Origin of the sequence: Sphingopyxis sp., assembly GCF_035944815.1 — a bacterium.
Taxonomy (GTDB): domain Bacteria; phylum Pseudomonadota; class Alphaproteobacteria; order Sphingomonadales; family Sphingomonadaceae; genus Sphingopyxis.
In genome coordinates, this window is record NZ_DASZAU010000009.1 from 896530 (window position 1) to 919288 (window position 22759).

Genomic DNA, 22759 nt, shown 5'->3' on the forward strand with positions numbered 1-22759 from the left:
AATGAAGCGATGGGAGAATGCGATGCGCGTCGGCTTTTTGGCTCTAACTGCGGGTTTGATCCTCGCCAGCCTGCCCACCGCATCCGATGCGCAACGCGCCGACAACGACATTCTCCCGCGCTCGATCGCGCTTCAGCACGAAGGGCAAAAGGCGCAGGAGGCCGGCGAACTCGATTCTGCGATCGGCCTCTATGAATCGGCGCTCGCCGCCGACCCGCGCAATCGTTCGGCGATCATCGCACTCGCACAGGTCGCGCGTGCGCAGGGGCTGCCGGGCAAGGCGATCGGCCTCTATCGCGAGGCGCTGGTGCTCGATCCCAACGATCTTGTCGCGCTGACCGGGCAGGGCGAAGCGCTGGCCGACAAGGGCGCGCTCGAACTCGCGCGCGAAAAGCTCGCCGAGGCGCAGCGGGTCTGCAAGGCGAACTGCCCGCAAGTCGCCAGCCTCGAAAAGACGATCGCCGCCAGCGCATCGAAGCGCGTCGTCGCCGCCGAAGTGCTCGTTCCAAAGCCGGTCGTCGCGACCGTCGGCGCGAGCAGCAGCCAGAATTGATCGCGTCCCACGCTTGCCCGGGTTACAATCGGGAATAGCGGCGAGCGACCGATTGCTGCCGCCTCTATCCTCGTCATCCCGGCGAAGGCCGGGATCTCGCCGGCGCGTCATTTCGAGAGGGTGAGATCCCGGCCTTCGCCGGGATGACGGATATTGGGAGTGGCAGCTTTCCACCCCAAAGCCGACAGTCCGGTCGCCGCAACGCAGGGCAGTGTTGCGTCAGCGACCCAGCGTTCGTGCCAGTTCGACCCATTCGGCGACGTTCACCGTTTCGGCGCGCCGCGTCGGATCGATGCCGATCGCCTCGGCCGCATCGACCGCGCCTTCGACGCCTTTCAAACTCTGGCGCAGCATCTTGCGGCGCTGTCCGAAGCCCTTTTCGGTCAGTTTCGAAAGGAGTTTCGGATTGACGCCGGCGGGTTCGTCGGCGGGCGTCACATGGACGATCGCCGACATGACCTTCGGCGGCGGCGTGAAGGCCGACCGATGCACTTTCATCGCGATTTTGGCGTTCGACCGCCACTGCGCGAGCACGGCGAGCCGCCCATAGGCGTCGGTCCCGACGGGCGCGACGATGCGTTCGGCGACCTCGAGCTGGAACATCAGGGTCAGCGATTGCCAGCGCGGCGGCCATGCCGCCGGTTCCAGCCAGCGCGTGAACAGCGCGGTCCCGACATTATAGGGCAGGTTCGCGACGATATGATAAGGCGCGTCGCCGGTCAGCGCGTCGACATCGACCGCCATCGCATCGTCGGCGATCACCGTCAGCTGGCCCGGAAAGGCATCGCCCAGTTCGGCGAGCAGCGGCAGGCAGCGGTCGTCGCGCTCGACCGCGATCACCTTCGCTCCGGCGCGCAGCAAGGCGCGCGTCAGCCCGCCGGGGCCGGGGCCGACCTCGAACACCGTTGCGCCGTCGAGGTTGCCGGGAAGCGCGGCGATCCGGTCGAGCAATTGTTCGTCGAACAGGAAATTCTGGCCCAGCGCCTTGCTCGCCGACAGCCCGTGGACGCGGACCGTCTCGCGCAGCGGCGGCAGCGGCGTGAGCGGCTGGACGGTCACTTTGCGGCGGCGGGGGCGAGGTTGCGTTCGCGCGCCAGCGCCATCCGCCCGGCCATCGCGATCGCGGCGATTGTCGGTCCGGGATCGGCCTGGCCGGTGCCCGCGATATTGAACGCGGTGCCGTGGTCGGGCGAGGTGCGGATGATGGGCAGGCCGAGCGTCAGATTGACTCCGTCGTGGAAATGCAGCGCCTTGAACGGCGTCAGCGCCTGATCGTGATAGGCGCAGAGCAGCGCGTCGTAGCGCGTGCGAACCGTCGGCGCGAACAGGCTGTCCGCCGCCAGCGGGCCGTCGACGACGATCCCTTCCTCGGCAAGTTGGGCGACCGCGGGGGCGATGATCCGCTCTTCCTCGCTGCCGAGCTGACCGCTTTCGCCGGCGTGCGGGTTGAGCCCGGCGATTGCGATACGCGGCGCACCGATGCCGAAATCGCGCCGTAGTCCCCGCACGACGATCCGCGCCTTGGCGACGATCAATTCGATGGTCAGCCGCTCGGACACTTCGGACAGCGGGATATGGACCGTCAGCGGCACGACGCGCAGGCTGGGGCCTGCCAGCATCATCACCGCGTTGGTCGCGGTAACGCCGCAGCGTTCGGCGATGAATTCGGTCTGTCCCGGATGCGTATAGCCGATACCGTGCAGCGCATATTTCGACACCGATCCGGTGACGAGCGCCGAACTCGCTTGCGTGCGCGTCAGCCCGATCCCGGTTTCGAGCGCGTGGAGCGCGCAGGTCGCGCCCGCCGGCGTCGGGACGCCGGGGGTCAACGGGCCGCTGTCCTCCAGATGCCAGACCGGCAGCGCCGCGTCGAACGTCCGCGCCACCTCGTCCATGTCGCCGATACGAACGACGGGACCATCCCAAACCGCCGCGATCGCCGCCGCATCGCCGATCGCAAGGAAGGGAGGAAGGGCGTTTTCGCGCCGCGCCGCCCAGGCGCGGGCGGTGACTTCGGGTCCGACGCCGGCCGGGTCACCCATGGTGACCGCGATCGGCCGCGGATTGTTGAACTCGGGCATCAGCTATATTCGATCACGGCATCCCGGCGCAGGTCGCGCAGATAGCGCTGGGCACGCTTGTTGACCTTCTCTTCGAGCAGGCGCTGCTCGATCTGCTCGCTGTTTGCCGAGGTCGCCGTCTGCGGCAGGTCGCGGCCACAGAGGACGAGCACGCTGATGCCTTCGTTCGCAGCGCCGAACGGCTGCGTGGTCTGGCCGACTTGCAGGCTGATCAGCGTCGCCTGCAAGGGTGCCGGAAGCGCACGCATTTCGATATTGTCGCGCGCGACGACGCTCGCGCCCAGCGATTTGGCGACGTCGTCGGCGGCCCCGCAACCCGCGATACCGCGCGTCGCTTCGGCGAACTGGCCCGCCAGTTCGGACGCTCTGGCCTGTGTCGTGCCGACCGGGAAATCGAGCGAAATCTGCTTCAGGCTCAGGATCGCGTCGCGCGGATCGGCCGTCAGGACCTGGCGCCGGTCGATCATCAGCATGATCGAAATGCCGCCGGGCACTTCGACCGGGCCGACGAGCTGGCCGGGCTGCATCTGGGCGGCAGCATCGGCCATCGATTGCGGCAACAGCGCGGGGCGCACCCAGCCAAGGTCGCCGCCGACGCTGGCGGTCGAGGCCTCGGAAAACTGGCGCGCATAGGCGGCAAAGCTGCCGCCCGTCTGCAGCGCCTGAATGATCTTCTGCGCATTTTCCATCACGGCGGCGGCATTTTCGGGCGTCGCCGACAGATAGATTTCGCCGAGATGGAACTCATCCTGTCCCTTGGCATCGTTCAGCCGCTTTTCGACGGCCTGAACCTCGTCGGTCGACACATTGGTCGTCGACTGGATGTTGCGCGACAACAGACGATCCCACGCGAACTCGCCGCGAATCTGCTGTTTTACGGCGCCCGCGGACGATCCCTTCGATGCCAGATAGGTCGAAAACTGGTCGGGGGTCTGCTTGAAACGCGCGGCGAGGCGGGCGAACTGATCGTTGACGACATTCTCGTCGATCGTGATGTCCGCCGCCTTGGCTTCCTGAATCTGCAATTTTTCGTCGATCAGGTTGCTGAACACCTGCGCGCGCAGCCGCTGCAGTTCCTCGGGCGGCAGCGCTGCATCGCTGTTTGCGATACGGATCAGCGCCATGCGCTGTTCGATATCGGTCGCCGTGATGATCTCGCCATTCACGGTGGCGGAGGGGCGATAGACATTGCCTTTGGCGTCGCCGTAAACTTGGACATTGCCCGGAATGTTGAGGCTGGTCGTCGGGACGTCGCTGTCGGTGACGGTCTGCGCCAGCACCGGCGTGATGCCCGCGGCCACGGCGATCAGGCCAATCATGGTCGAAAATCTGGTCATTGCTACCCTATTCGAGAATTACCGGCACGCTCCGTATCAGCGGACACGCCCGATGGTCCAGCGCAATCCGCCATTGGAGCCATTTGATCGCCGTCCCTGCACCACCGACGCTGAACCTAGGCTGAGCGAAATCGCAGCCTATCGCGCTTCTGTCGCGTGCGAATGGCCCGGGCCGGGGCTTTCGGCGGATGCATCATCGTCCCACGCAATCAAGGCGACATCATCGAAAAGCACCCGGCTACCGGAGCCTGTCCGCAGCAAGGGGCGTAGGGGCAGCCGTTCCGCTTCGACGCCAAGGTCGATGTCGAAGCGAAAATCCTGCCAGTCGCCCGCGGGTACCGGCATCGCGCCGAACAGGTGGTGCGGTGCGGTTTCGAGCGCCTTCGCGCGGCTGCTGCCCTTGGGTTGCTGCTGCACCAGCGCTTCGAGTTCTACCGGGGTCTCGGCCCTGATCCGCCCGACCAGCGAATAATGGCGCACACCCGGCGAGCGAAAGAAGCTTTTGGGTGCCAGCGCGGCGGGATGGTCCGCCGGCGCCTGCACCCGCAGCGCGCGGCCGCCGCCATAACCCTCCGGCGCAGGGCTCAGCGTGCCGCCCTGTGCCTCCCAGGTCCGATCCATGGCGTCGCCATAAGCCATGGCTTCGAAATCTCCCCGCGCCAGAATGTCGCGGCCTCTCGCCCTCCCGGCGGGTGCCGCGCAATGAGCGTCCGGCCGGGCAAGCGAATAGCCGAGCGGCGCGATCGCGCGAATGGCTGGCGTCGCGCACAATTGTGGAACCGTCTTTTGTTCGCCGGGAACGATCACACCATGGCCGCCGACAAGGCTGATCCGCGTGCCGCGTTCGGCCGAAAGGTCGATGATCCGGCGCAGCGCCGCCTGCCGCATCCCGCCGACCGCCGGGACGGGGCGATAATCGAGGATCTGGATCGGGATGATTTCGGCGCGGAACAGCTTGTCGCCGTCCATCCACAGTTTGAGCGCAAAAGTCGCCTGCGTTTCGGGAAAATCCTGGTCGAAGAGGAAATTGCCGAGCGAATAGGCGATCAGGCGGCCCTTATAGAGTTCGAGCCCGTGCGCGACATGCGGATGGTGCGAGACGACGAGCACCGCGCCTTTGTCGATCGCGAGCTTCATCCGGCGCTCGCTGATGTCGGTCGGGTGGTCGCTATATTCGCTGCTGCCATGATATTGGACGATCGGGGCGCGGCCCGCCGCGACTTCGCGTGCGACCGCCGCGGCGATATTCTCGTCGCTGCCGAACGCCGCGCCGCCCTTGGCCGTCTCGGCGACCTGATTCGGTTCGACCTTGCCCTTCCAGCCGACGAAGCCGAGCATCGCATAAGGGTGGCCGCCAACGTCGATCCGTGCGGCCCCAAGCGCCGCGGCTTCGTCCGGGCCGGCGCCCGACCATGCGAGGCCGGCTGCGTCCAGCGCGGCGGTTGTCGCCGCAAGGCCCGGCTCGACATAATCATAGACATGGTTGTTGCCGAGGCTGACATAATCGATGCCTGCCTGTGCCAGCGCTCTCGCGGCGTCGCTATGCGTATAGAAAACGACCGATTTGTCGGGCGCATCGCCCAGATCGGACGTCGCCAATACGGTTTCTAGGTTGAGCGAAGCCAGGTCGGCGCCGGCAAAATAGGGGCGCATCGGATCGAGCAGGCGGGCCATGTCGGCCGCGCGGCTTCCGGGGTGGATCAGGATGCGCTCGCCGCGTGCCGGGGCTTCGAAGCGCCGGCCCATCATCGTATCGCCGCCAAAGAAAAATTCGGCGCGGCCCGGGGCGCGCGCAACGACTTCGACCGGGGGCAGGGCGGTGGTGCCGCCCGGCCCGGCAACCTCGGCCGCGCCAAAGGTGAAGATGGCGTCGAAGACGCCCGGTCCCTTGACACTGAGCTGGTAAAGGTCGGCTGCCGCCATCTTTGCCGCGATGTCGCCATTGCCGGCGACGCGTGCGGGCTCGCCGTTGATGCGGATATCGAGTGTGCTTGGGTCGACCTCGCCCCCCACGATCCGCAGCGAGCCGGAGACCTCCTGTATCGCGGCCGCGGCCGTTCGGGTCTCGCCCGCCGCGACGGCGGAACATTGTCCCATGCCGAAAGCGAGAGCGAGCGCGGCGCCCGTCGATCCCAGCAACCGTCCGATTCCCCGCATATCCCTGCCTATTTCGCGAACAGCTGGCGGAGGTCGGCGAAAGCCTTGAATTCGAGCGCGTTACCCGACGGATCGTGAAAGAACATCGTCGATTGTTCGCCGGCCTGCCCCGGAAAGCGCGTGTGCGGTTCGATCACGAAGGTCACGCCATGACCCTGTAGGCGGTCGGCAAGCGCGCGCCATTCGGCGGGGGGAAGAACAACGCCGAAATGCGGCACCGGCACCGCATGACCGTCGACGGGATTATGTCCTGCGACGGCATCGCGCCGTGCGCCGACGCAATGCGCGACGATCTGGTGGCCGTACAGGTTGAAGTCGATCCACTCGCTGTCGCTGCGTCCCTCGGGGCAACCCAATATGGTGCCGTAGAAATGGCGTGCGGCGTCGAGGTCGTGCACCGGAAAGGCGAAGTGGAAGGGGGCGAGGTCGGACATGTCAGCGCTCCTTGAGGATCCGGGCGAGGAAGGCGAGAACGGCGGATTCGGTCGCGGCCTTCGCGTCGGCATTCGCTTTCACCGACCGGCGGCTTTCGATCGGCGTGTCATAGCTGTGCGTTGCGCCGGCGAAAGAGGTGAGCGTGATGTCCCCGCCTTTGGCACGGCCACGCGCGACGAGTTTCTCGCACGATGCCGGCGACACTTCCTCGTCGGCGCTACCCATGAAAAGCTGGACGGGCGCATAGGGCCGGTACCCCTGTTTCTCGAAGCGGTTCTTGAGTCCGCAGCCGGGATAGATCGACACCCCGGCGCGAAAGCCGATCTTGCGCATATCGCCGGGCTTGTCGTCGGCCATGGCTGCGAGTGTGGCGCTGCCGCCGTTCGACCAGCCGAGCAGCGCGACCTTGCCGCCGTCGACGTCGGGCCGCTGTTGCAGATAGCGGAGCGCGCCATAGGCATGGAGCGGGCGGTTCGCGACCTCGTCCACTGCAGCAGGTCGGTCCTTGTACGTTCCGGCCTTGAAACCGCCCGGATAGCCAACCGGGCCGAAATCGTCGACCATCAGCACGACATAGCCATTCCGTGCGAGCAACCGGCCCCAGGCCTTGTGGCGCGCGGACAGGGTCTCTGCGCCATATTTGCCGTTGGCGCGTCCCGAATAGGCGCCCGAGCGGCCGTGCATCATGACGACCGCAGGTGCTTCGGCCGCCGTGGTGGCCGCCTTGAAGACATAGCCGTTGATGTCGGTCTTGCCGTCGCGGCTGAGGAATTCCACCGGCTCGACCGCGACCTGCTGCGCCGCCGCAGGAAGGGGGAGGAGGATGGAGCCGGCAAGGGCAAGGAGGCGTATCATTTCTTCACCGGCAATATGATCGTCCGCGCGGCACCGTCACGCCGCGGATCGGCGGCGCCCTCGAAACGCCCGTCGCGGATCAGCATGCCATGGAGGCCTGAATCCTCGCCCGAGCCGGCGCGGACTTCGACGCCGCGCTTTGCCATTTCGGCGCGCTGTTCGGCGGTGAACCGGCTTGCTTCGCCGGCGAAACTGCCGCCGCGCGCGACCAGATTGGGCAGCGCGAACGCCTGATCCATCGGTAGTTTCCAGTCGATAACGCCGATTAGCGCCTTCGACACATAGGCGAGAATCGCGTTGCCCCCCGGCGATCCGATCGCGCCGGCCAGGCTATGGTCGCGGTTCAGGATGATCGTCGGGGTCATCGACGATCGCGGGCGTTTGCCGGGGGCGATCGCATTGGGGCCGTCGGGAACGAAGGAAAAATCGGTCATCTGGTTGTTGAGGAAAAAGCCGTCGACCATCCGTCCCGATCCGAAAAAGCTTTCGACGGTGGTCGTCATCGACACCGCATTGCCGTCGCCGTCGACGACGACGAAATGCGAGGTTCCGGGAACTTCGGCGGTCGCGTCGATGCGCGCGGGCGTCACGCCGGGCGGGTTTCCTGCCTCGGGAGGCGGTCCGGCGGTCTCGCCGATCAGCGCTGCGCGGGCCGCGACATAGGCGGGGTCGAGCAGGCCCGGAACGGGGACGCCCGGCACATCGCCGACATAGGCGTCGCGGTCGGCGTACATCAGCCGGCTGGCTTCGGCATATTCGACCCATGCGACAGGGTCGCCAGGGCCACGTTCGGCAATGTCGGTATGTTCGATCAGCGCCATCAGCTGGAGCAGACCGACACCGCTCGACGGCGGGGGCGGGGCGCAGAGGATATAGATGCGATAGCCGTTGCAGACGGCTTCGCGGACGACGGGCCTGTATCCGGCCAGATCGGCCTCGGTCATGCTGCTCGCAAGATCGCCTTCGCGAAGCCGCGCGACGATGCGCCTGGCGGTCTCGCCGCGATAGAGCGCATCCGGACCTTCGTTCGCGAGGCGGTGGACGAAGGCGGCATAGGCGGGGTTGCGCAGCGTATCGCCGGCGCGGATCTTGCCGCCCTTTCCGTCGCTGAAATAGCGCGCGACATCGGGCGCCGACGCTTGCGGCCAGGGGCCGTGGACGAAGCGTTCGAGACGCGCGCTGACGGTGAATCCCGCGCGCGCGACGCGCTCGCTCTCGCCGAACAGGGTGCTCCAGCCCAGCTTGCCGCGTTCCTTGTGCGCGAGGGCAAGCATCGCCACCGCGCCCGGGATGCCCGTGGCGCTACCGCTCACGACGGCGGTGCGAAAGGCGATCGGCTTGCCACCATCGTCGAGGAACATGTCGGGGGTCGCGCCTGCGGGTGCGGTTTCGCGGCCGTCGTAGACGCCGATCTTTCGCGTCGCCGCGTCATAATGGACCAGAAAGGCGCCGCCGCCGAGCCCCGAGCTCTGCGGCTCGACCAGCCCAAGCATCGCCTGGATCGCGACGGCCGCGTCGACCGCATTTCCGCCGCGGCGCAGGACGTCGAGCCCCGCCTCGACGGCAAGCGGATGTGCTGCCGCCACGAACGCTTGCCGTTCGCCCGCTCTGGTTGCAGGTTCGCGCGCGGCGGCAGGCGCGCCGGCGGCGATAAGCGCCGCGACGAGAAGAAACGCGTGCTTCATGGCTCGACCGCCATCGCGCCGGGGCGACGCGGATCGGCGGCACCGAGGAAGCGGCCGTTCTCGATCATGATCGACTGTGCGCTGCCCATCGTTTCGTCGCTCGTGATCGGATGACCCATCGCCTTCAGCGCCGCGACGGTGTCGGGATTGAAATTGGGCTCGACGCGCAGCGCATCGACATTGCCCTGATAGATGCGCGGCTGGTGCGTCGCTTCGGCAACATTCATGCCATGGTCGATCGTATTGACGATCACCTGCACGACCGAGGTGATGATCGTACTGCCGCCCGGCGTCCCGGTAACGAGCCAGGGCTTGCCGTCCTTCATCACGATCGTCGGCATCATCGTCGAGAGCATTCTTTTGCCGGGAGCGAGCGCGTTGAGCGGCGGCGGCGTGCCGTCGCGCTTGGCTTCCCACGCCTGTTCGTGGCTGTAATTGTTCATCTGGTTGTTGAGCAATATGCCCGTGCCCTCAATCATCACCCCCGAACCGAAATCGGATCCCAGCGTATAGGTGGTCGAGACGACATTGCCGTCCTTGTCGGCGACCGAAAAATGCGTCGTGGACGGGCTCTCATAGCGGAGCGGATCGCCGAACGGCATGTCGGCGGCGGGTTTCGCCCTGGCGGGATCGATCAGCTTGACGCGTTCGGCGGCATAATCTTTCGAAATGAAGCCCCCCACCGGCGCGGTAACGAAAGCGGGATCGCCTAGCGCGCGGTAACGGTCGACATAACCGAGCTTCATCGCCTCTGCCATGACATGCAGCGACGCGGCGCTGTTTGCGCCCATGGCCTTGATGTCGAAATGTTCGAGCTGGTTCAGGATGTTGAGCAGCGTCGCCCCGCCCGCGCTTGCGGGCGGGGCGGTATAGATGGTGTAGCCGCGATAGCTGCCGACGAGCGGATCGCGTTCGACCGGGCGATAGGCGGCAAGGTCGACGGCGGTGATCAGCCCGCCATGCGCCTTCATGTCGGCGGCGATGCGCCCGGCAACCGCGCCCTTGTAGAATCCATCGGCGCGATGCTTGGCGATCTCGCCCAGCGTCCAGGCGAGATCGGGCTGCTTCAGCACTTCGTCCTTGGCATAGAGCGCGCCGCCCGGCTTGTAGAAGGTCACCTGTCCGCTTGTGCTTTTCGACAGGCGCTCCTTGCCCCAGCTGAAGACAAAAGCCTCATCGGCGGTGAGGCGAACGCCGTCGGCGGCCAGCTTGATCGCGGGCGCGACGAGACGGTCCCACGGCAGCTTGCCCCATTTGCGATGCGCGAGATCGAGACCGGCGACGGTGCCGGGGACCGAGGGGGCAAGATAGCCATAGCTTGCAGCGTCACGCTCCTTGCCCATTTTGTCGACGAACATCGCCGGCGTGGCCGCGCGCGGCGCGACGCCGCGAAAATCGAGCACGCGAACCTGTCCCGACGCGGCGTCATAGACGGTCATGAAGCCGTCGCCGCCGATATTGCCCGCGCGCGGCAGCGTCACCGCCAGCGCAAAGCCGATCGCGATGGCGGCGTCGACCGCGTTGCCGCCGTCGCGTAGCACCTCTGCGCCGACCTCGCTCGCGATCGCATTCTGGCTGACGACCATGCCGCGCGTGCCCACCGTCGGTGAATGGATCGACGGATATTCGAGCAGATGCCGACTCTGCGCGGCGAGCGGGGCGGGGACGACGAGCGCGAACGACAGCGTCGCGGCGAGAAGGCGGCGGAAGATCATCGGAATTTCCTTATACATCGTCGCGCGAGCGATAGACGGCGACGTCCATTTCACCTTCCCAGCGCGCAACCGCGGTTGCGATCGACAGGTCGGAGGTGACGTTGGGAACGGTGCGGATCATGTCGAGGATGCGGTCGAAGGGCAAGATGAAGCCGACGACGATGGCGGTCTGCGCCGGCGTGATGCCGATGGCGTGGAGTACCGCGGCGAGCACGAAGAGCGACCCCGACGGCACCGGTGCGACGCCCATCGCGACGATCGTGGTCGTCCCGGCGATGACGAGATAATCGGCAAGGCTGAGGTCGACGCCGAAGGCTTGCGCCGCGAACAGCGTGAGCATCGCGACATACATCGCCGCGCCGTCCATGCCGATCGTGGCGCCCAGCGGCAGGACGGTCGAGGCGACCGGCGGCGAGACGCCGAGATTGCGTTCGGCGACGCGGATCGCGACGGGCAGCGTGGCGCTGGACGAGGACGTCGAGAAACCGACCATGATCGCGTCGGCGATGCCGCGGAAAAAGGGGAGGGTCGGCAACCAGGCGAGCAGCCGGACGACGATCAGCCCGTGGACGACCAGCGTGACGAAGGTCGCGCCGACGACGACACAGATCGCGAGCTTGAGCACCGCGAGGAAGCTCGCGGGACCGCTTGTTCCCATGACGACCGCGATCAGCGCGAAGACGCCGAAGGGCGCGGTTTCCATCACGAAGCCGACGATGCGCAGCATTACCTCGGTCCCGCTTGCGAGCAGGCGGCGGACGGGTTCGGCTTCCTTGCCCGCGGCGATCACGCCCGCGCCTACGAGGATCGCAAAGAAGATCACCGACAGCGTCGCGCCGTTCGCCATCGCGCCGATCGGATTGTCGGGGATAATCTCGATAAACAGGCGCGCCGGGTCCTGCGGCTCGGCGACCGCGCGCGGCACCGCATCGGCAAAGCTGGCGCCGATACCGGGGCCGATCAGCGTCGCGACCACCAGCCCGGTCGTTACCGCGAGCGCGGTGGTGAAGACATACATGCCGAGCGTCTTGATCCCGATGCTGCCGAGCCTTCTGGGATCGGCCAGCGCCGCGACCCCCGACGCGATCGTCAGGAAGACCAGCGGGACGACGAGCATACGGATCAAGCGGACGAACAGTTCGCCGATCCAGCCGATCGCCGTCGCGCCTTCGCCCCACAGCACCCCGACGACGGCACCGACGACCAGCGCGGCGAGGATCCGTTTCCACAGCGCGATACCGAACCACGCCCGCAGCGCCCGGCCGAGGGGGCCGGGCGTCGGGGGCGGGGTGGCGGCGGATGTATCGGTCATGATATCCTCACCCCCGGACATGCGTCAGAAACGCTTGCTGATCGAGGCGTAGAACTGGCGGCCGCGATTGCTGTAGAGATCGCCGATATAGCCATAGGTCTGATCCGAGAGCGGCGCGAGCTTGTTGAACAGGTTGCGCACCCCGACGCGGAAACGCGTGTCCTCGAGCAGGCCTTTCTCGGCCTCATACTGGACATAGACGCTGTGCGAGGTGAAATCCTTGACGCGGAAGCGCGTGCCGTCGGCCAGCGAGGCCGAGGTGTCGCTGACCGGGCCGACATAGCTGGCGAACCAGCCCGCACCCCATCCCTTGTACCGCCAGCTGAGGCTGGCCGAACCGCGCCATTTCGGGCGGCCATTCTGTTCGATCAGATCCTCTGCGCCGGCAATGATGATCGTCGGATCGATGTCGCCCGCTCCCTGTGCGTCGATCAGCGATTGCTGCACGGGGCCCGGCGTCTGGTAGAATTCGAGCAGGCGCGCCGCGTTCAGGCGCAGGTTGAATTCGCCGATGCCGGTGTCGCGAACCTGATAATAGAGCCCGAAGTCGATCCCGCGGACCTTGCGCGGGCTGAGGTTGGTGTAATTGTCGACCACCTGGATGACGTCGCCGACCGGGGCGATGCCGGTCCCGGCGAAGTCGTCGATATCGGCCTGCGTCGGATCGACGCGCTCGACATTGGGGTTCGACGATCCCTGCAGGCGGAGCAGATAATCGAGGATCAGCGCGTTCGAATCGCCGAACAGCCCGATCACGTTCTTTTGCCGGATTTCCCAATAGTCGGTCGTGAGCGTCAGCCGGCCGGCCGCGCCCATGTTGAGCTGGAACGTGCCGCCCAGCGACAGGTTTTCAGCGGTTTCGGGGCGCAGTTCCTTGCTGCCCGACCGGTTGCTGACGATCCCCTGGCTTTGCGTGCAGTCGTCGAAATTGGTGATGCGATTGGCGCGCAAATCAGCCTCGCAGCGGACCCAGTCGGTGCGCGTGTTCGACCGCTGGATGCCGTTTTCGAACAATTGCGGCAGGTTCGGCGCGCGGAAGCTTTGCGACCAGGACCCGCGGAATTGCAGGTTCGGGACCGGATACCAGCTGAGCGCGACCTTTGGCTTCGCAACCGAGGAAAAGCCCTGATAGGATTCGGCGCGCCCGGCGAGTTGCAGGTCGAGCGAGTGGATCAGCGGTACGCGCATTGCGGGCGAAACGAGCGGCACGGCGAATTCGAGATAGGCCGACAGCACGTCGCGCGAGCCTTTGCTGTCGGGCGTCGGGCTGGCGCCCATCGTGTCGCTGCCGTTCGACGATCCGTCGAGCGCGGTGAAGAAGATCGTCCCATCGAGCCGGTCGTCGCGGTCGTCCTTGAAGGTCTCGTGCCGGAACTCGACGCCCGCCGCGATGCCGACGCGCCCGCCTGGCAGGGTGAAAAGGTCGTTCTTGCTGAGCTTGAAATCGGCGAGAAACAGCTCGGTCGTGCTCGCACGGCCGATGTCGACCATGAAGCTGTCGATCACGCTTTGCGGGTTCGGGGTCGAATCGAGCCGGCCGGGATTGAGCGGATCGCCGCCGTTGAACGGGTTATAGGCGGTGGCGTCGGTCCGCGAGAGCGCTTCCTGGAACAGGCTCAGCGATACGGTGCGCATCTTGTCGGTCGTCTTTGCCTTCGAATAGAGCGCGGCGGTATCGAAGTCGAAGCCGAGCAGGTCGCCGCGGAACCCGGCGAGGAAGCGCGTCGTGTCGTTCTTGACATTGACGACCAGCGGGCCGGCATCGACCGGGCGATAATCGATCAGCTCGATCGGCACACCGCCCGCCGCGACCCCGGTCAGGCCGGGAATGCGGTTGGGGCTGCCGACGGGGCCGAAGGGGTTCCAATATCCATTGGCCGGAATGATCAGCCGCTGGCTGGCGAGCGCGGTCTCCTGTTCGCGGATCGACTGGAACTTGGCGTGATACCAACCCGCCTCGGCATAGAATTCGAGGCCCGAATCGAACTCGTGATTGAAGAATCCGAACAGGTTGAGCCGGTTGTTGCGCCCGAGGATCGTGCGCGGATCGTTGATGTCATATTTGAGGTTGTTGTCGGTCGATGCGGTCGACAGCGAGCTGTTGTCCCAGCAGGTCCCCGCATATTGCGTCGGCGCGATACAGCCGTCGTTGGTGTCGGGCTGGATGTGGAAGATGCCGCTGGTGGTGAGCGTTGTGCCGTTGACCTGCGCTGCGGTCGTCGAGCGGGCATAGCTGCCCGTCAGCCGCTGGAATTCGCCCCAGATGCTGTCGACCGAGGTATTGTCGAAATCGCTGTCGCCCTCGAACGGGGTGCCGGCGACGAGCGGGCGCAGGTCTGCCGACCGCGAATTGCGGCGCTCGCGGGCATAGAGCGGGTCGCGGTGGTTGAACGATCCGAACAGCGAGATGTTGGTGCGGCCGTCGTTGAAGGTGTGACCGGCCTCGAACGACAGTTCATATTCCTGCTGGTCGCTGTCGTCGGTCAGGCTGTATTCGCCCGAAACGCGCAGGCCGTTGAAATTGTCCTTGAGCACGGTGTTGATGACGCCCGCCACCGCGTCCGACCCATAGACCGCTGCGGCGCCATCGAGCAGCACCTCGACGCGGCGGACGCCAAGCACCGGAATGGTGTTGGTATTGACGCTTTGCACCGGTACGAGGTTTTCCGACTGGGTGCCGGGGTGCAGCACCATGCGGCGGCCGTTGAGCAGCACCAGCGTGTTGCCGGTGCCGAGCGCGCGCAGGTTGATCGACGCGACGTCGCCGCGCGCGTCGTTGATCCCGCCGGCATCGCGGCTTTCGTTGAAGGCGACGTCGCCCGCCTGCGGAATCGCCCGGAACAGTTCGTCGCCGTTGGTCGCGGCGATCGCGTCGATATCCTGCTCGCCGAGGACGGTGACGGGGAGCGATCCCGCAACGTCGGCGCCCCTGATCTGCGAACCGATCACGACGATTTCGTCGTCGGCCTGCCCCTCGGCCTGCGGTGCGTCCTGTGCCATCGCGGCGCTCGCGCTGGCGAGGAGCGAAATACCGCCCATCAAGCTGGTGATACGAAGACCCCTGTTCATCATTATGCCCTTCCCTCTGAAACGATGTTGTTGCGGCGAGCCTCTCAGCCCTCTCCCTCCACGATGGCGGCGACGCGTTCGGCCGATCCCGCGGCGTAGGTCCAGCCGAGCGCACCATGACCGGCGTTGGCGATCACCCCGGGGGCGATCGTCCGCGTGATCGGGAGCGAATCGGGGGTCATCGGCCGCAGGCCGGCCCAGCTCGATTCGATCGCGTCATAATCGGCGGCGTCGGGCAGTGCCGCGCGCGCGCTGTCGATCAGCGCGTCGAGGCGGTCCGGCTCGACACCGGCGTCGCGGCGGCCGAGATCGGCAAGCCCGGCGATTCGTATCCGATTGCCAAGCCGGGCGAAGACGACGCGGTTCGCGGCGTCGGTGACGCTGACGCGGGGTGCCGCGCTGCCCGGCGCGGCGGTGATCGAATAGCCCTTCATCGGCATGATCGGCAGCCGCGCGCCGACCGTACGGGCGAGCCCCGTCGAAGCCATGCCCGCACACAGGATGATGCGATCGGCGGCAAGGCGCTCGCCGCCCCGCATGACGACGGCAGGGTGCTTGCCGTCGGCGTCGATCCGGTCGATCGCGACGCCGCAGCGAACCTCCGCTCCGGCTGCGGCGAGCGCGGCCTGGACGCCTATGCAAAAGCGATAGGGATCGCCCACTTCTTCGCTCGGGGTGTGGATCGCACCGACGATTTCGGAGCGGATCGACGCAAGCATCGGTTCGATCGCGACGGCGCCGTCGGCGTCGACGAAGCTTTGCTCGGTCCCGGCCACCGCCTTGTCGGCCGCGATGGCGCGCGCTGCGGCAAAGCTCTTGGCCGCGCGATAGAGGATGATCTTGCCGGGCCTGTCATGCGCGAAGTCGATGTGGTGGCGGCGCGTGAGCGCGTGGAGCGCGCGCCGCGATTCGATGGCAAGCGCCAGCCCTTCGAGCGTGTTGCGCCGAAAGCGGCCGGCGCTGCCGTTGCGAAGGAAAGCCAGCGTCCAGCGCAGGAAATCGGGATCGAGGCTGGGATGAAAGCGGAAGGCGGGATCGCGCGCGACCAGCAGGCGCGGAAACTGGGCGAGTGTCGCAGGGCTGGCGAGCGCGTCGGTGTAGGAATAGCTCAATTGTGCGCCATTGGCGAAGCTCGTGCCATGCCCGGGTTCGTCGGCCTGCTCGATAACGGTGACGCGATGCCCACGATCCGACAGGGTGAGCGCGGTCGCCATGCCGACGACGCCGGCCCCGACGACGACCAGTTCCTGTGGCCGTGTCGTCACCATCGCTTCGCCAAGGCGAAATTCTGCCCGCATGTTTCGACCCGATCCCCTTGAGGTCGCGCCCGCATGCCCATGCGGTGCCCGCCTCCTTGGCTGACAGATTATCGAGCCGTCGGCTGTCGCAAAGCTGTAATCATTTGGGACTGATATAGACTGGGGTTATGGTTTTGCCGTCCGGCTGGCGGCGAGAACATCTTCCAGCGTGCGCAGGAACAGCCGCGCCACTTTCGATGGCTGGCGGTCTTCGAGCGTGACCCACGAGATGGTGAAGCCGAGCGGCGGTTCGGTACGGTGCCAGGAAAAGCCGGGTGCCTGCCATGCGCGTGCGGTAAATTCGTCGACCACCGTGACGCTCCCCTCGAGCTGGGCGAGCCGCGCCGCGATGAAAAAGGTCTGCACCGACACCGCTTCGCGGTACGCGATGCCGCGTTCGCGCGCGGCGCGGGTCAATACGTCGCCGATCGGTCCGGTCGCCGCGACGCCGATCAGGTCGCGGTCGGCAAGTTCGCCGAGCGGCAGCCGGTCCTTGATCGCGCCGAAGGTCCCGGTCGGGCCAAAGATCACCAGCTCACCCTCGGTCAGCAGGGTGCGCGTCAGCCTGGGGTGCGGCGGCGGCGTGTAGGCGACGGCAATATCGGTCTCGCGCTCGATCAGCGAGCGAACGAGGTCATCGTGGTGATGGGTATGCACTTCGAAGGTCACGCGCGGCCAGTCGCGGCGGAACTGCGCGATCGCCTGGGGCACCACGTCGAGCGCGAGGCTGGGAACGATGCCGAGCCGGATATGCCCGCCACCCGCTTGGGACAGGTTGCGCGCCGTCTGCTGCAACGAAGCGAGGCGATCGAACACGTCGCCGGCCTCGCGGATCAGCGCATGCGCCTCGTCGGTGGGGACCAGCCGCCCGCGCGCGAGCTGGAACAGGGGAAAGCCCAGGCTGTCTTCGGCATGGCGCAGCGTTTTCGAGATCGAGGGCTGCGACACGCCGAGCGCACGCGCGGCGGCGCTGATCGACCCGTGGGTATAGACGGCGTGGAAAACCTCGATCTGACGAAAGCGCATGACCCGTGTGTACCCGCGCAGAAGCCGCGGGCCAACGGTGTTTGCGGTCATGGGCGCTGCGCGACGGCTTCGACCTCGATCAGCGCGTCCGGCGCCAGCAGCGCCGACACGACGGTCGACCGGGCGGGATAGGGCGCATCGAAGATCCGGCGATAGGCCGCGTTGAACGCCGGGCCGAAAGCGGCGTCGGTGAGCCATGCGGTCACCTTGACGACGTCGCGCGGCGTACAGCCTTCGTCGGCAAGCACGCGGACAAGGTTCGCGAGCACGCGTTCGGCCTGCGCCTCGATCCCGCCCGGAATGATCGCGCCGTCGGTGCCACGCGCGAGCTGGCCCGAAGTGAAGACCAGGTTGCCGGCGGTGCGGGCGGCAGACAGGGGCGGTGCGGACATGATCTTCTCCCGGTAGCTGGACAATGCCGCTTCCTAGGTGTCGGACACCGCGCAAGACACGGCGAAAATCGCGGTGCCCCATAGGCGCGGGTTATGGCTTATCGGCGCGTGCGCCACAGATGCGCGGCGCAGGCAAGGTCCTGAACGATCGAGCCCAGCGATTTATAGATGGTGACGTCCGATGCCGCGATGCGGCCGGCTTCGGTGCCCGCGAAGACATGGCCGATATCGGACAGCACATGCGCTTCGCCGACCAGCCCGGCGTCGCGCGCGCGGTGATATTCGGCGCCCTGCGCCAGCACGCCTTCGCGGTGGTCGGGGACGAAGCGCGCCCGCGCGACGAGCCCTTCATCGATTTCCGACGGGCCGGCGCGGCTCGACCCGACGGCATTGACGTGCGTGCCTTCGGCAACGTCGACGTCGAACAAGATGGGATCGGCGGCACCGGTCAGCGTGCAGATGATATCGGCGTCTCTCGCTGCTTCGGCCGCCGAATTTGCAACCGTGGGGGCCATGCCGAAATCGTCGGCGATGCGTTTTGCGAGCGCTTCGGCCTTGTCGGCGGCGCGGCCCCATATGCGGACTTCGCCCAGCGGTCGGACGTGGCGGATCGCTGCGACATGCTGCCAGGCCTGTTCGCCCGTGCCCAATATCGCGAGACGGCGGGCATCGGGCCGGGCAAGCGCATCGGTGGCGGCGGCGGAGGCGGCCGCGGTACGGATCGCGGTGACTTCGCCGGCGTCGATGACGCACACGGGGGCGCCGCTCGCGCGGTCGAACAGGATGATGACGCCCTGATGCGATTTGCCGTACGCGGCGGCGGCGGGAAAGACGCTGACGATCTTGGCGCCGAAGCCCGCACCGTCGAGCGCGCCGGGCATCACCCCGAACAGGTCGCCTGCGCCCAGATCGATGATCCCGCGCAGCAATTGCCGGCTGCGCCCTTCGGCGAGCGCGATCATCGCGGGGCGCATCAGCCCGATACAGATATCGTGCGGCAGGTGGCGGCGGACTTCGACCGCATCGATGAAGCGGATCGCGTTAGCCACCCCAGACGCTTTCGGCGTGGCGCAGGAAATTGAGGCCCATGATTTTCTCGATCCGCCGGCTCGAATAGCCGCGCGCGGCGAGCAGGCTGATCAGCTTGCGGAACTGGTCGGGGCCGCGCAGGTCGACGACGAAGGGATAGGTATCGGGGCGTTCGCCCGACGCACTGATCCCCGCGGCGCGGCGATCGGCGATTTCCTTTGCCAGCACCGCTTCATAGGCCTTGAGGTCGTCGATCTGGCCGACGTGGCCGTCGGTGCCGATGCCGACATGATCCTCGCCGCAGATATTCACTGCATGCTCGATATGACGCACGACATCCTCGGCGCGGGCATGGCCCGAGATATTGAGGAAGGGCATGAAATAGATGCCGATAAAACCGCCTTTCTCGGCGACCAGCCGCAGTTCGGCGTCGGTCTTGTTGCGCGGCAGGTCGGTCACCGCGCGGCATCCGGTGTGATTGATCGAGATCGGCGCTTTCGACGCGCGCGCGGCTTCGAGGCAGGTCTTCTCGCCGCTGTGCGACAGGTCGACGATCATATGCTGCGCGTTCAGCCGTTCGATCACCTCGTGCCCGAACGGGGTCAGGCCGCGGTTTTCGGGGGCCATCGACCCGTCGCCGATCTGGTTCGCGGGATTGTAGGTGAGCTGGAAAATCCGTACGCCCATATTGGCGAAGATATCGACGCGCGCGGCGTCCTTGCCCATCATCGCGCCGTTCTGGAAACCATAGATGATGCCGATCTTCTTCTCGGCCTTGGCGCGGCGGATATCCGCGACGCTCAATATCTTGACGAGGTCGCGCGGATAGCGGCGCAGCAGCATGTCCATTTCGGCGACATCTGCGACGCTCTTTTCGAACGGCTCGGCAGGCCCGGCGACGTAGCCGAGCGTGCTGTTGATCGCCGTGATCCCCGACGCATGAGCTTCGGCCAGCGCGCGCGGTGAAAAGGGATCGGAGGCATCGCGGACATTGGGGTCGGCAAGGCCGCCCAGCGCGTTGACGAAGATCCATTTGCGGCTGTCGGGCGCCACTGTGCGCGCGGCCGCCGGCAACATCGACGTCGCGGCCAACCCCGCAGCGCCTGCGATCATCGCGCGCCTGTCAATTCTCATCGCCCAGTTCCTTCCCCGTCGGTGCGACATAATCGGCGCGCCGATATTCGCGTCCGCGCTTCACCGTCATGTCGATATGTTCGATATTGTCGATATCGGCGAGCGGGTCGGCGGTGAGCACGACGAAATTGGCGAGCTTGCCCGCCTCGATCGATCCCATGTCCTTGTCCTGTCCGGCCGCGCGCGCGCCGACGAGCGTTGCCGAGTGGATCACCGCGAGCGGCGGCATGCCGACGTCGTGCGCCAGATAGCGCAGCTCGGCGTGGACCTCGGGCCAGGCGTCGCCCGCCTTGTTGGTAAAGTCGGTGCCGGTCGAGATTGGCAGTCCCGCGCGCCATGCCTGCTGCGTCAGGCGGATCGTGCGCGCGCCGGTGCAGCGCAGCGGCTTGGCCTTGGGGTCGGCTTTGCGCTCGGCTTCGAACTTGACGAACAGGCTGCCCGTCGCATCGAGGATCGTGCCCTTTTTGCGCATCGCGTCGAACAGCCGGGCGACGACCGGATCGTCGCCGCTTGGCGCCAGCAATTCATCCTTCACCGGGGTCCGGTCTTCATAGGCGGCGAGCATCTGGGGCTGCGCTTCATAGCCGAGGTAACAGACATGGCTGACCGAATCGACGCCCGCCGCGATCACCTCGGCGGGGCGCGCGGGGAACACCGCGCTATGCGCCCAGATCATCAGTTTTTGCCGATGCGCTTCGGCGGTGATGGCCGCGACGCGCTCGGCGGGCAGGTTGGCGTAGATCTTGATGGCGCTCGCCGACGTCCCGCGCGCCAGCGTGACCGCGGTTCGCAGGTCGGTCTTCTTGTCGATCGCCTGCATCCATGGTGCAGTGCCCGGGGTGAAGCCGCGGCTGACCGCGACGACCCGCGGGTCGGCGAAGAAGGATGGCCCCGCCATCAGCGCGGCATAATAGATGTCGGGTGCGGGGATTTCGCCGACGAGCGACCCGCGCGAAAGCTCGCCCACCGAACGCAAATCATCGGCCATATCGCGCACCGCAGTGACGCCGCCGTAGAGCTGGCGGCGCAAGATCGCTTCGGCGCGCATGCGGTTCGGCGGGGTCGCGAGATGGACATGGCTGTCGATGAGCCCGGGAATGACGAAACGGCCGGCAAGGTCGACGCGGCGCGCCGATGCCGCCGGCGTGAGGCTGCCCGCCGCGCCGATCGCGACGATCCGCTCGCCCTCGACCAATATATCCTGTCCCGCGCGTGCCGGGGCGCCGGTTCCGTCGATGATCGTCGCGCCGGTGTAGAGGGTCGGCTCGGCGGCGGCGGGCGCTGCCGCCATTGAGGCGATGATGGCGAAAGAACGGAGCGTCCCGCGAAGGTTCGGTGTCATGGGCCTGTGGCTAGCCGTCTCGTTTCGCCTTCGCAATCGCGATGGGTGTGTCAGCTTGTTGCGAGCAGCGCGAGGATCACGCCCGCCGCGACGAGCAGCAGGCCCGCGACTTCGTGCCAGCGGACGCGTTCGTGCAGGTAGAAATGCGCGAAGGCGACGGTGAAGATGACCTCGACCTGCCCGACGATCCGCACAAGCGCGGCGGGCGCGGCGGCGAAGCCGATATACCAGCACGCCGACCCCAGCGCCGACAGCAGGCCGACCTGGCCCGACGTCCGCCAGGATCGCAGCGCGGACACCAGCGTCGGCCGGTCGCGCACGGCGATCCACGCGAGATGCAGGATACTCTGCATCGCCATCACGACGACGAGCGTGACCAGCGCCGACGAGATCAGGTCGAGGCCGGGCAGCTCGGCGGTCGCGAGCTTGATCGCGATCGCGGCGCAGGCGAACATCGACCCGGCGCCCAGCCCGTAAAGCGCCGCAGGCTGGGCAAGCGAGCCCCATATCTGGCGCACGGTGATGCCGCGTCCGGCGAGCGCGAGGATGAGCACCCCCGCAACCCCCGCGATGATCCCCGCCCATGCGAGCAGCGGCAGATGTTCGTCGAGCAGCAGCGCGGTCACCAGCGCCGCCTGCATCGCTTCGGTCTTGGAAAAGGCGGTTCCGACGACGAAGCCGCGGTGGCCGAACGCCATGATCAGCAGGATTGTTCCCGCCATCTGGGTCGTCGCGCCGGCGGCGGCAAAGCCGAGATAGGTCGAAGACAAGGCAGGGAGTTCGGCGCCCGTCAGCGACAGCCAGACGCCCGCAAAGACCAGTGCGAAGGGCACGCCGTAAAGATAGCGGACCAGCCCCGCGCCGCTCACGCTGAGCTCGGCGCGCAAGCGTTGCTGGAGCGCGGTGCGCCAGGCCTGGAACATTCCTCCGAGCAGCGAGGCGGGAAGCCAGATCGGGTTCATGCCGCCCGCCTTGGAGCAAGGGGCGCGGGTGCCGCAATATGCAGAATCGTCTCTCTCCCCTCTTTCGCCCTTGCCGGAGCGGTGTCGTCTATATAAGTTAGTATTCTAAGTAAATTGCAATCGGGGTCTATGGTGCGGCAAAGTCGACTGGCATTTGGGGAAGGGCGTTCGCCCGGCGGGGCGATGGGTCGGGGCCGCAGCCGATGACCGATCTTTCGACCCTTCTCCCATCCTTCATGACCCGAGTTTTCGGCGTGGGTTCATTGTCGAGCCTTGTTCGTTTGTCAGGCGGGGCGAACATGGAGAGCTGGTCGTTCGACTGGGGGCCGGGCGGCGAGGGCGCGGGGCCGGGCGGCGTGGGTGTGGGTTATGTTCTG

General features: G+C 66.6%; 18 protein-coding genes. 1 reads left to right on the forward strand and 17 read right to left on the reverse strand.

The annotated features are described in order from the left end of the window. Position 1 precedes the first annotated feature (1 nt). Positions 2–553 carry a tetratricopeptide repeat protein gene (locus VGU00_RS14815; protein ID WP_327469767.1) on the forward strand — a complete coding sequence of 184 codons (552 nt, stop codon included), beginning with the start codon at positions 2–4 and terminating at the stop codon, positions 551–553. A 219-nt stretch (positions 554–772) separates the two neighbouring features. Here the strand turns inward: VGU00_RS14815 and rsmA are convergent, their stop codons facing one another. From rsmA to VGU00_RS14900, 17 genes are all read right to left on the reverse strand, one after another. Continuing rightward, positions 773–1612, reverse strand: a complete 840-nt coding sequence (gene rsmA, locus VGU00_RS14820) for a 16S rRNA (adenine(1518)-N(6)/adenine(1519)-N(6))-dimethyltransferase RsmA (RefSeq protein ID WP_327469770.1) — start codon at positions 1610–1612, stop codon at positions 773–775. Next, the gene (gene pdxA, locus VGU00_RS14825; RefSeq protein WP_327469772.1) at positions 1609–2634 is read right to left on the reverse strand and encodes a 4-hydroxythreonine-4-phosphate dehydrogenase PdxA; all 1026 of its coding nucleotides are present in this window, start codon (positions 2632–2634) and stop codon (positions 1609–1611) included. Before pdxA ends, rsmA begins: the two co-directional genes overlap by 4 nt. After that, positions 2634–3971, reverse strand: coding sequence for a peptidylprolyl isomerase (locus tag VGU00_RS14830; protein ID WP_327469774.1), 1338 nt, complete (start codon positions 3969–3971; stop codon positions 2634–2636). Before VGU00_RS14830 ends, pdxA begins: the two co-directional genes overlap by 1 nt. Before the next feature lie 138 nt (positions 3972–4109). Beyond that, on the reverse strand, positions 4110–6128 hold the full coding sequence (locus VGU00_RS14835; protein WP_327469776.1) for a CapA family protein: 2019 nt from the start codon (positions 6126–6128) through the stop codon (positions 4110–4112). A gap of 8 nt (positions 6129–6136) precedes the next feature. Beyond that, complete coding sequence (locus VGU00_RS14840; RefSeq protein ID WP_327469778.1) at positions 6137–6562, reverse strand: VOC family protein; 426 nt, start codon at positions 6560–6562, stop codon at positions 6137–6139. A 1-nt stretch (position 6563) separates the two neighbouring features. Continuing rightward, positions 6564–7418, reverse strand: a complete 855-nt coding sequence (locus VGU00_RS14845; RefSeq protein ID WP_327469779.1) for a dienelactone hydrolase family protein — start codon at positions 7416–7418, stop codon at positions 6564–6566. Beyond that, positions 7415–9103, reverse strand: coding sequence for a gamma-glutamyltransferase family protein (locus VGU00_RS14850; RefSeq protein ID WP_327469780.1), 1689 nt, complete (start codon positions 9101–9103; stop codon positions 7415–7417). The genes VGU00_RS14845 and VGU00_RS14850 overlap by 4 nt, the downstream gene beginning before the upstream one ends. Continuing rightward, positions 9100–10818, reverse strand: a complete 1719-nt coding sequence (gene ggt, locus VGU00_RS14855) for a gamma-glutamyltransferase (protein WP_327469782.1) — start codon at positions 10816–10818, stop codon at positions 9100–9102. Before ggt ends, VGU00_RS14850 begins: the two co-directional genes overlap by 4 nt. 10 nt (positions 10819–10828) lie before the next feature. After that, the gene (locus VGU00_RS14860) at positions 10829–12130 is read right to left on the reverse strand and encodes a dicarboxylate/amino acid:cation symporter (RefSeq protein WP_327469784.1); all 1302 of its coding nucleotides are present in this window, start codon (positions 12128–12130) and stop codon (positions 10829–10831) included. A 24-nt stretch (positions 12131–12154) separates the two neighbouring features. Continuing rightward, a complete protein-coding gene (locus VGU00_RS14865; RefSeq protein WP_327469786.1) occupies positions 12155–15202 on the reverse strand; it encodes a TonB-dependent receptor domain-containing protein in 3048 nt (1015 codons plus the stop codon). 41 nt (positions 15203–15243) lie between these two features. Next, entirely contained in the window at positions 15244–16497 is a 1254-nt protein-coding gene (locus VGU00_RS14870) for an FAD-dependent oxidoreductase (protein ID WP_327469788.1), read from the reverse strand. A gap of 126 nt (positions 16498–16623) precedes the next feature. Further along, positions 16624–17523 carry a LysR family transcriptional regulator gene (locus tag VGU00_RS14875; RefSeq protein ID WP_327469790.1) on the reverse strand — a complete coding sequence of 300 codons (900 nt, stop codon included), beginning with the start codon at positions 17521–17523 and terminating at the stop codon, positions 16624–16626. Positions 17524–17570: 47 nt separating this feature from the next. Beyond that, positions 17571–17915, reverse strand: a complete 345-nt coding sequence (locus VGU00_RS14880; RefSeq protein ID WP_327469792.1) for a RidA family protein — start codon at positions 17913–17915, stop codon at positions 17571–17573. Between the two features lie 98 nt (positions 17916–18013). Continuing rightward, the gene (locus VGU00_RS14885) at positions 18014–18964 is read right to left on the reverse strand and encodes an ornithine cyclodeaminase family protein (RefSeq protein WP_327469794.1); all 951 of its coding nucleotides are present in this window, start codon (positions 18962–18964) and stop codon (positions 18014–18016) included. Beyond that, on the reverse strand, positions 18957–20078 hold the full coding sequence (locus VGU00_RS14890; RefSeq protein ID WP_327469796.1) for a dipeptidase: 1122 nt from the start codon (positions 20076–20078) through the stop codon (positions 18957–18959). Before VGU00_RS14890 ends, VGU00_RS14885 begins: the two co-directional genes overlap by 8 nt. Beyond that, a complete protein-coding gene (locus VGU00_RS14895; RefSeq protein ID WP_327469798.1) occupies positions 20068–21420 on the reverse strand; it encodes an amidohydrolase family protein in 1353 nt (450 codons plus the stop codon). Before VGU00_RS14895 ends, VGU00_RS14890 begins: the two co-directional genes overlap by 11 nt. Positions 21421–21470: 50 nt before the next feature. Then, on the reverse strand, positions 21471–22382 hold the full coding sequence (locus VGU00_RS14900) for a DMT family transporter (RefSeq protein ID WP_327469800.1): 912 nt from the start codon (positions 22380–22382) through the stop codon (positions 21471–21473). Positions 22383–22759 lie beyond the last annotated feature (377 nt).

Bases quoted from the DNA above. Each gene is read 5' to 3' on its own strand.
- VGU00_RS14815 (WP_327469767.1), top strand. From the start codon at position 2: ATGAAGCGATGGGAGAATGCGATGCGCGTCGGCTTTTTGGCTCTAACT.
- pdxA (WP_327469772.1), bottom strand. From the start codon at position 2,634: ATGCCCGAGTTCAACAATCCGCGGCCGATCGCGGTCACCATGGGTGAC.
- VGU00_RS14830 (WP_327469774.1), bottom strand. From the start codon at position 3,971: ATGACCAGATTTTCGACCATGATTGGCCTGATCGCCGTGGCCGCGGGC.
- VGU00_RS14835 (WP_327469776.1), bottom strand. From the start codon at position 6,128: ATGCGGGGAATCGGACGGTTGCTGGGATCGACGGGCGCCGCGCTCGCT.
- VGU00_RS14840 (WP_327469778.1), bottom strand. From the start codon at position 6,562: ATGTCCGACCTCGCCCCCTTCCACTTCGCCTTTCCGGTGCACGACCTC.
- VGU00_RS14845 (WP_327469779.1), bottom strand. From the start codon at position 7,418: ATGATACGCCTCCTTGCCCTTGCCGGCTCCATCCTCCTCCCCCTTCCT.
- VGU00_RS14850 (WP_327469780.1), bottom strand. From the start codon at position 9,103: ATGAAGCACGCGTTTCTTCTCGTCGCGGCGCTTATCGCCGCCGGCGCG.
- ggt (WP_327469782.1), bottom strand. From the start codon at position 10,818: ATGATCTTCCGCCGCCTTCTCGCCGCGACGCTGTCGTTCGCGCTCGTC.
- VGU00_RS14860 (WP_327469784.1), bottom strand. From the start codon at position 12,130: ATGACCGATACATCCGCCGCCACCCCGCCCCCGACGCCCGGCCCCCTC.
- VGU00_RS14865 (WP_327469786.1), bottom strand. From the start codon at position 15,202: ATGATGAACAGGGGTCTTCGTATCACCAGCTTGATGGGCGGTATTTCG.
- VGU00_RS14870 (WP_327469788.1), bottom strand. From the start codon at position 16,497: ATGCGGGCAGAATTTCGCCTTGGCGAAGCGATGGTGACGACACGGCCA.
- VGU00_RS14875 (WP_327469790.1), bottom strand. From the start codon at position 17,523: ATGCGCTTTCGTCAGATCGAGGTTTTCCACGCCGTCTATACCCACGGG.
- VGU00_RS14880 (WP_327469792.1), bottom strand. From the start codon at position 17,915: ATGTCCGCACCGCCCCTGTCTGCCGCCCGCACCGCCGGCAACCTGGTC.
- VGU00_RS14890 (WP_327469796.1), bottom strand. From the start codon at position 20,078: ATGAGAATTGACAGGCGCGCGATGATCGCAGGCGCTGCGGGGTTGGCC.
- VGU00_RS14895 (WP_327469798.1), bottom strand. From the start codon at position 21,420: ATGACACCGAACCTTCGCGGGACGCTCCGTTCTTTCGCCATCATCGCC.
- VGU00_RS14900 (WP_327469800.1), bottom strand. From the start codon at position 22,382: ATGAACCCGATCTGGCTTCCCGCCTCGCTGCTCGGAGGAATGTTCCAG.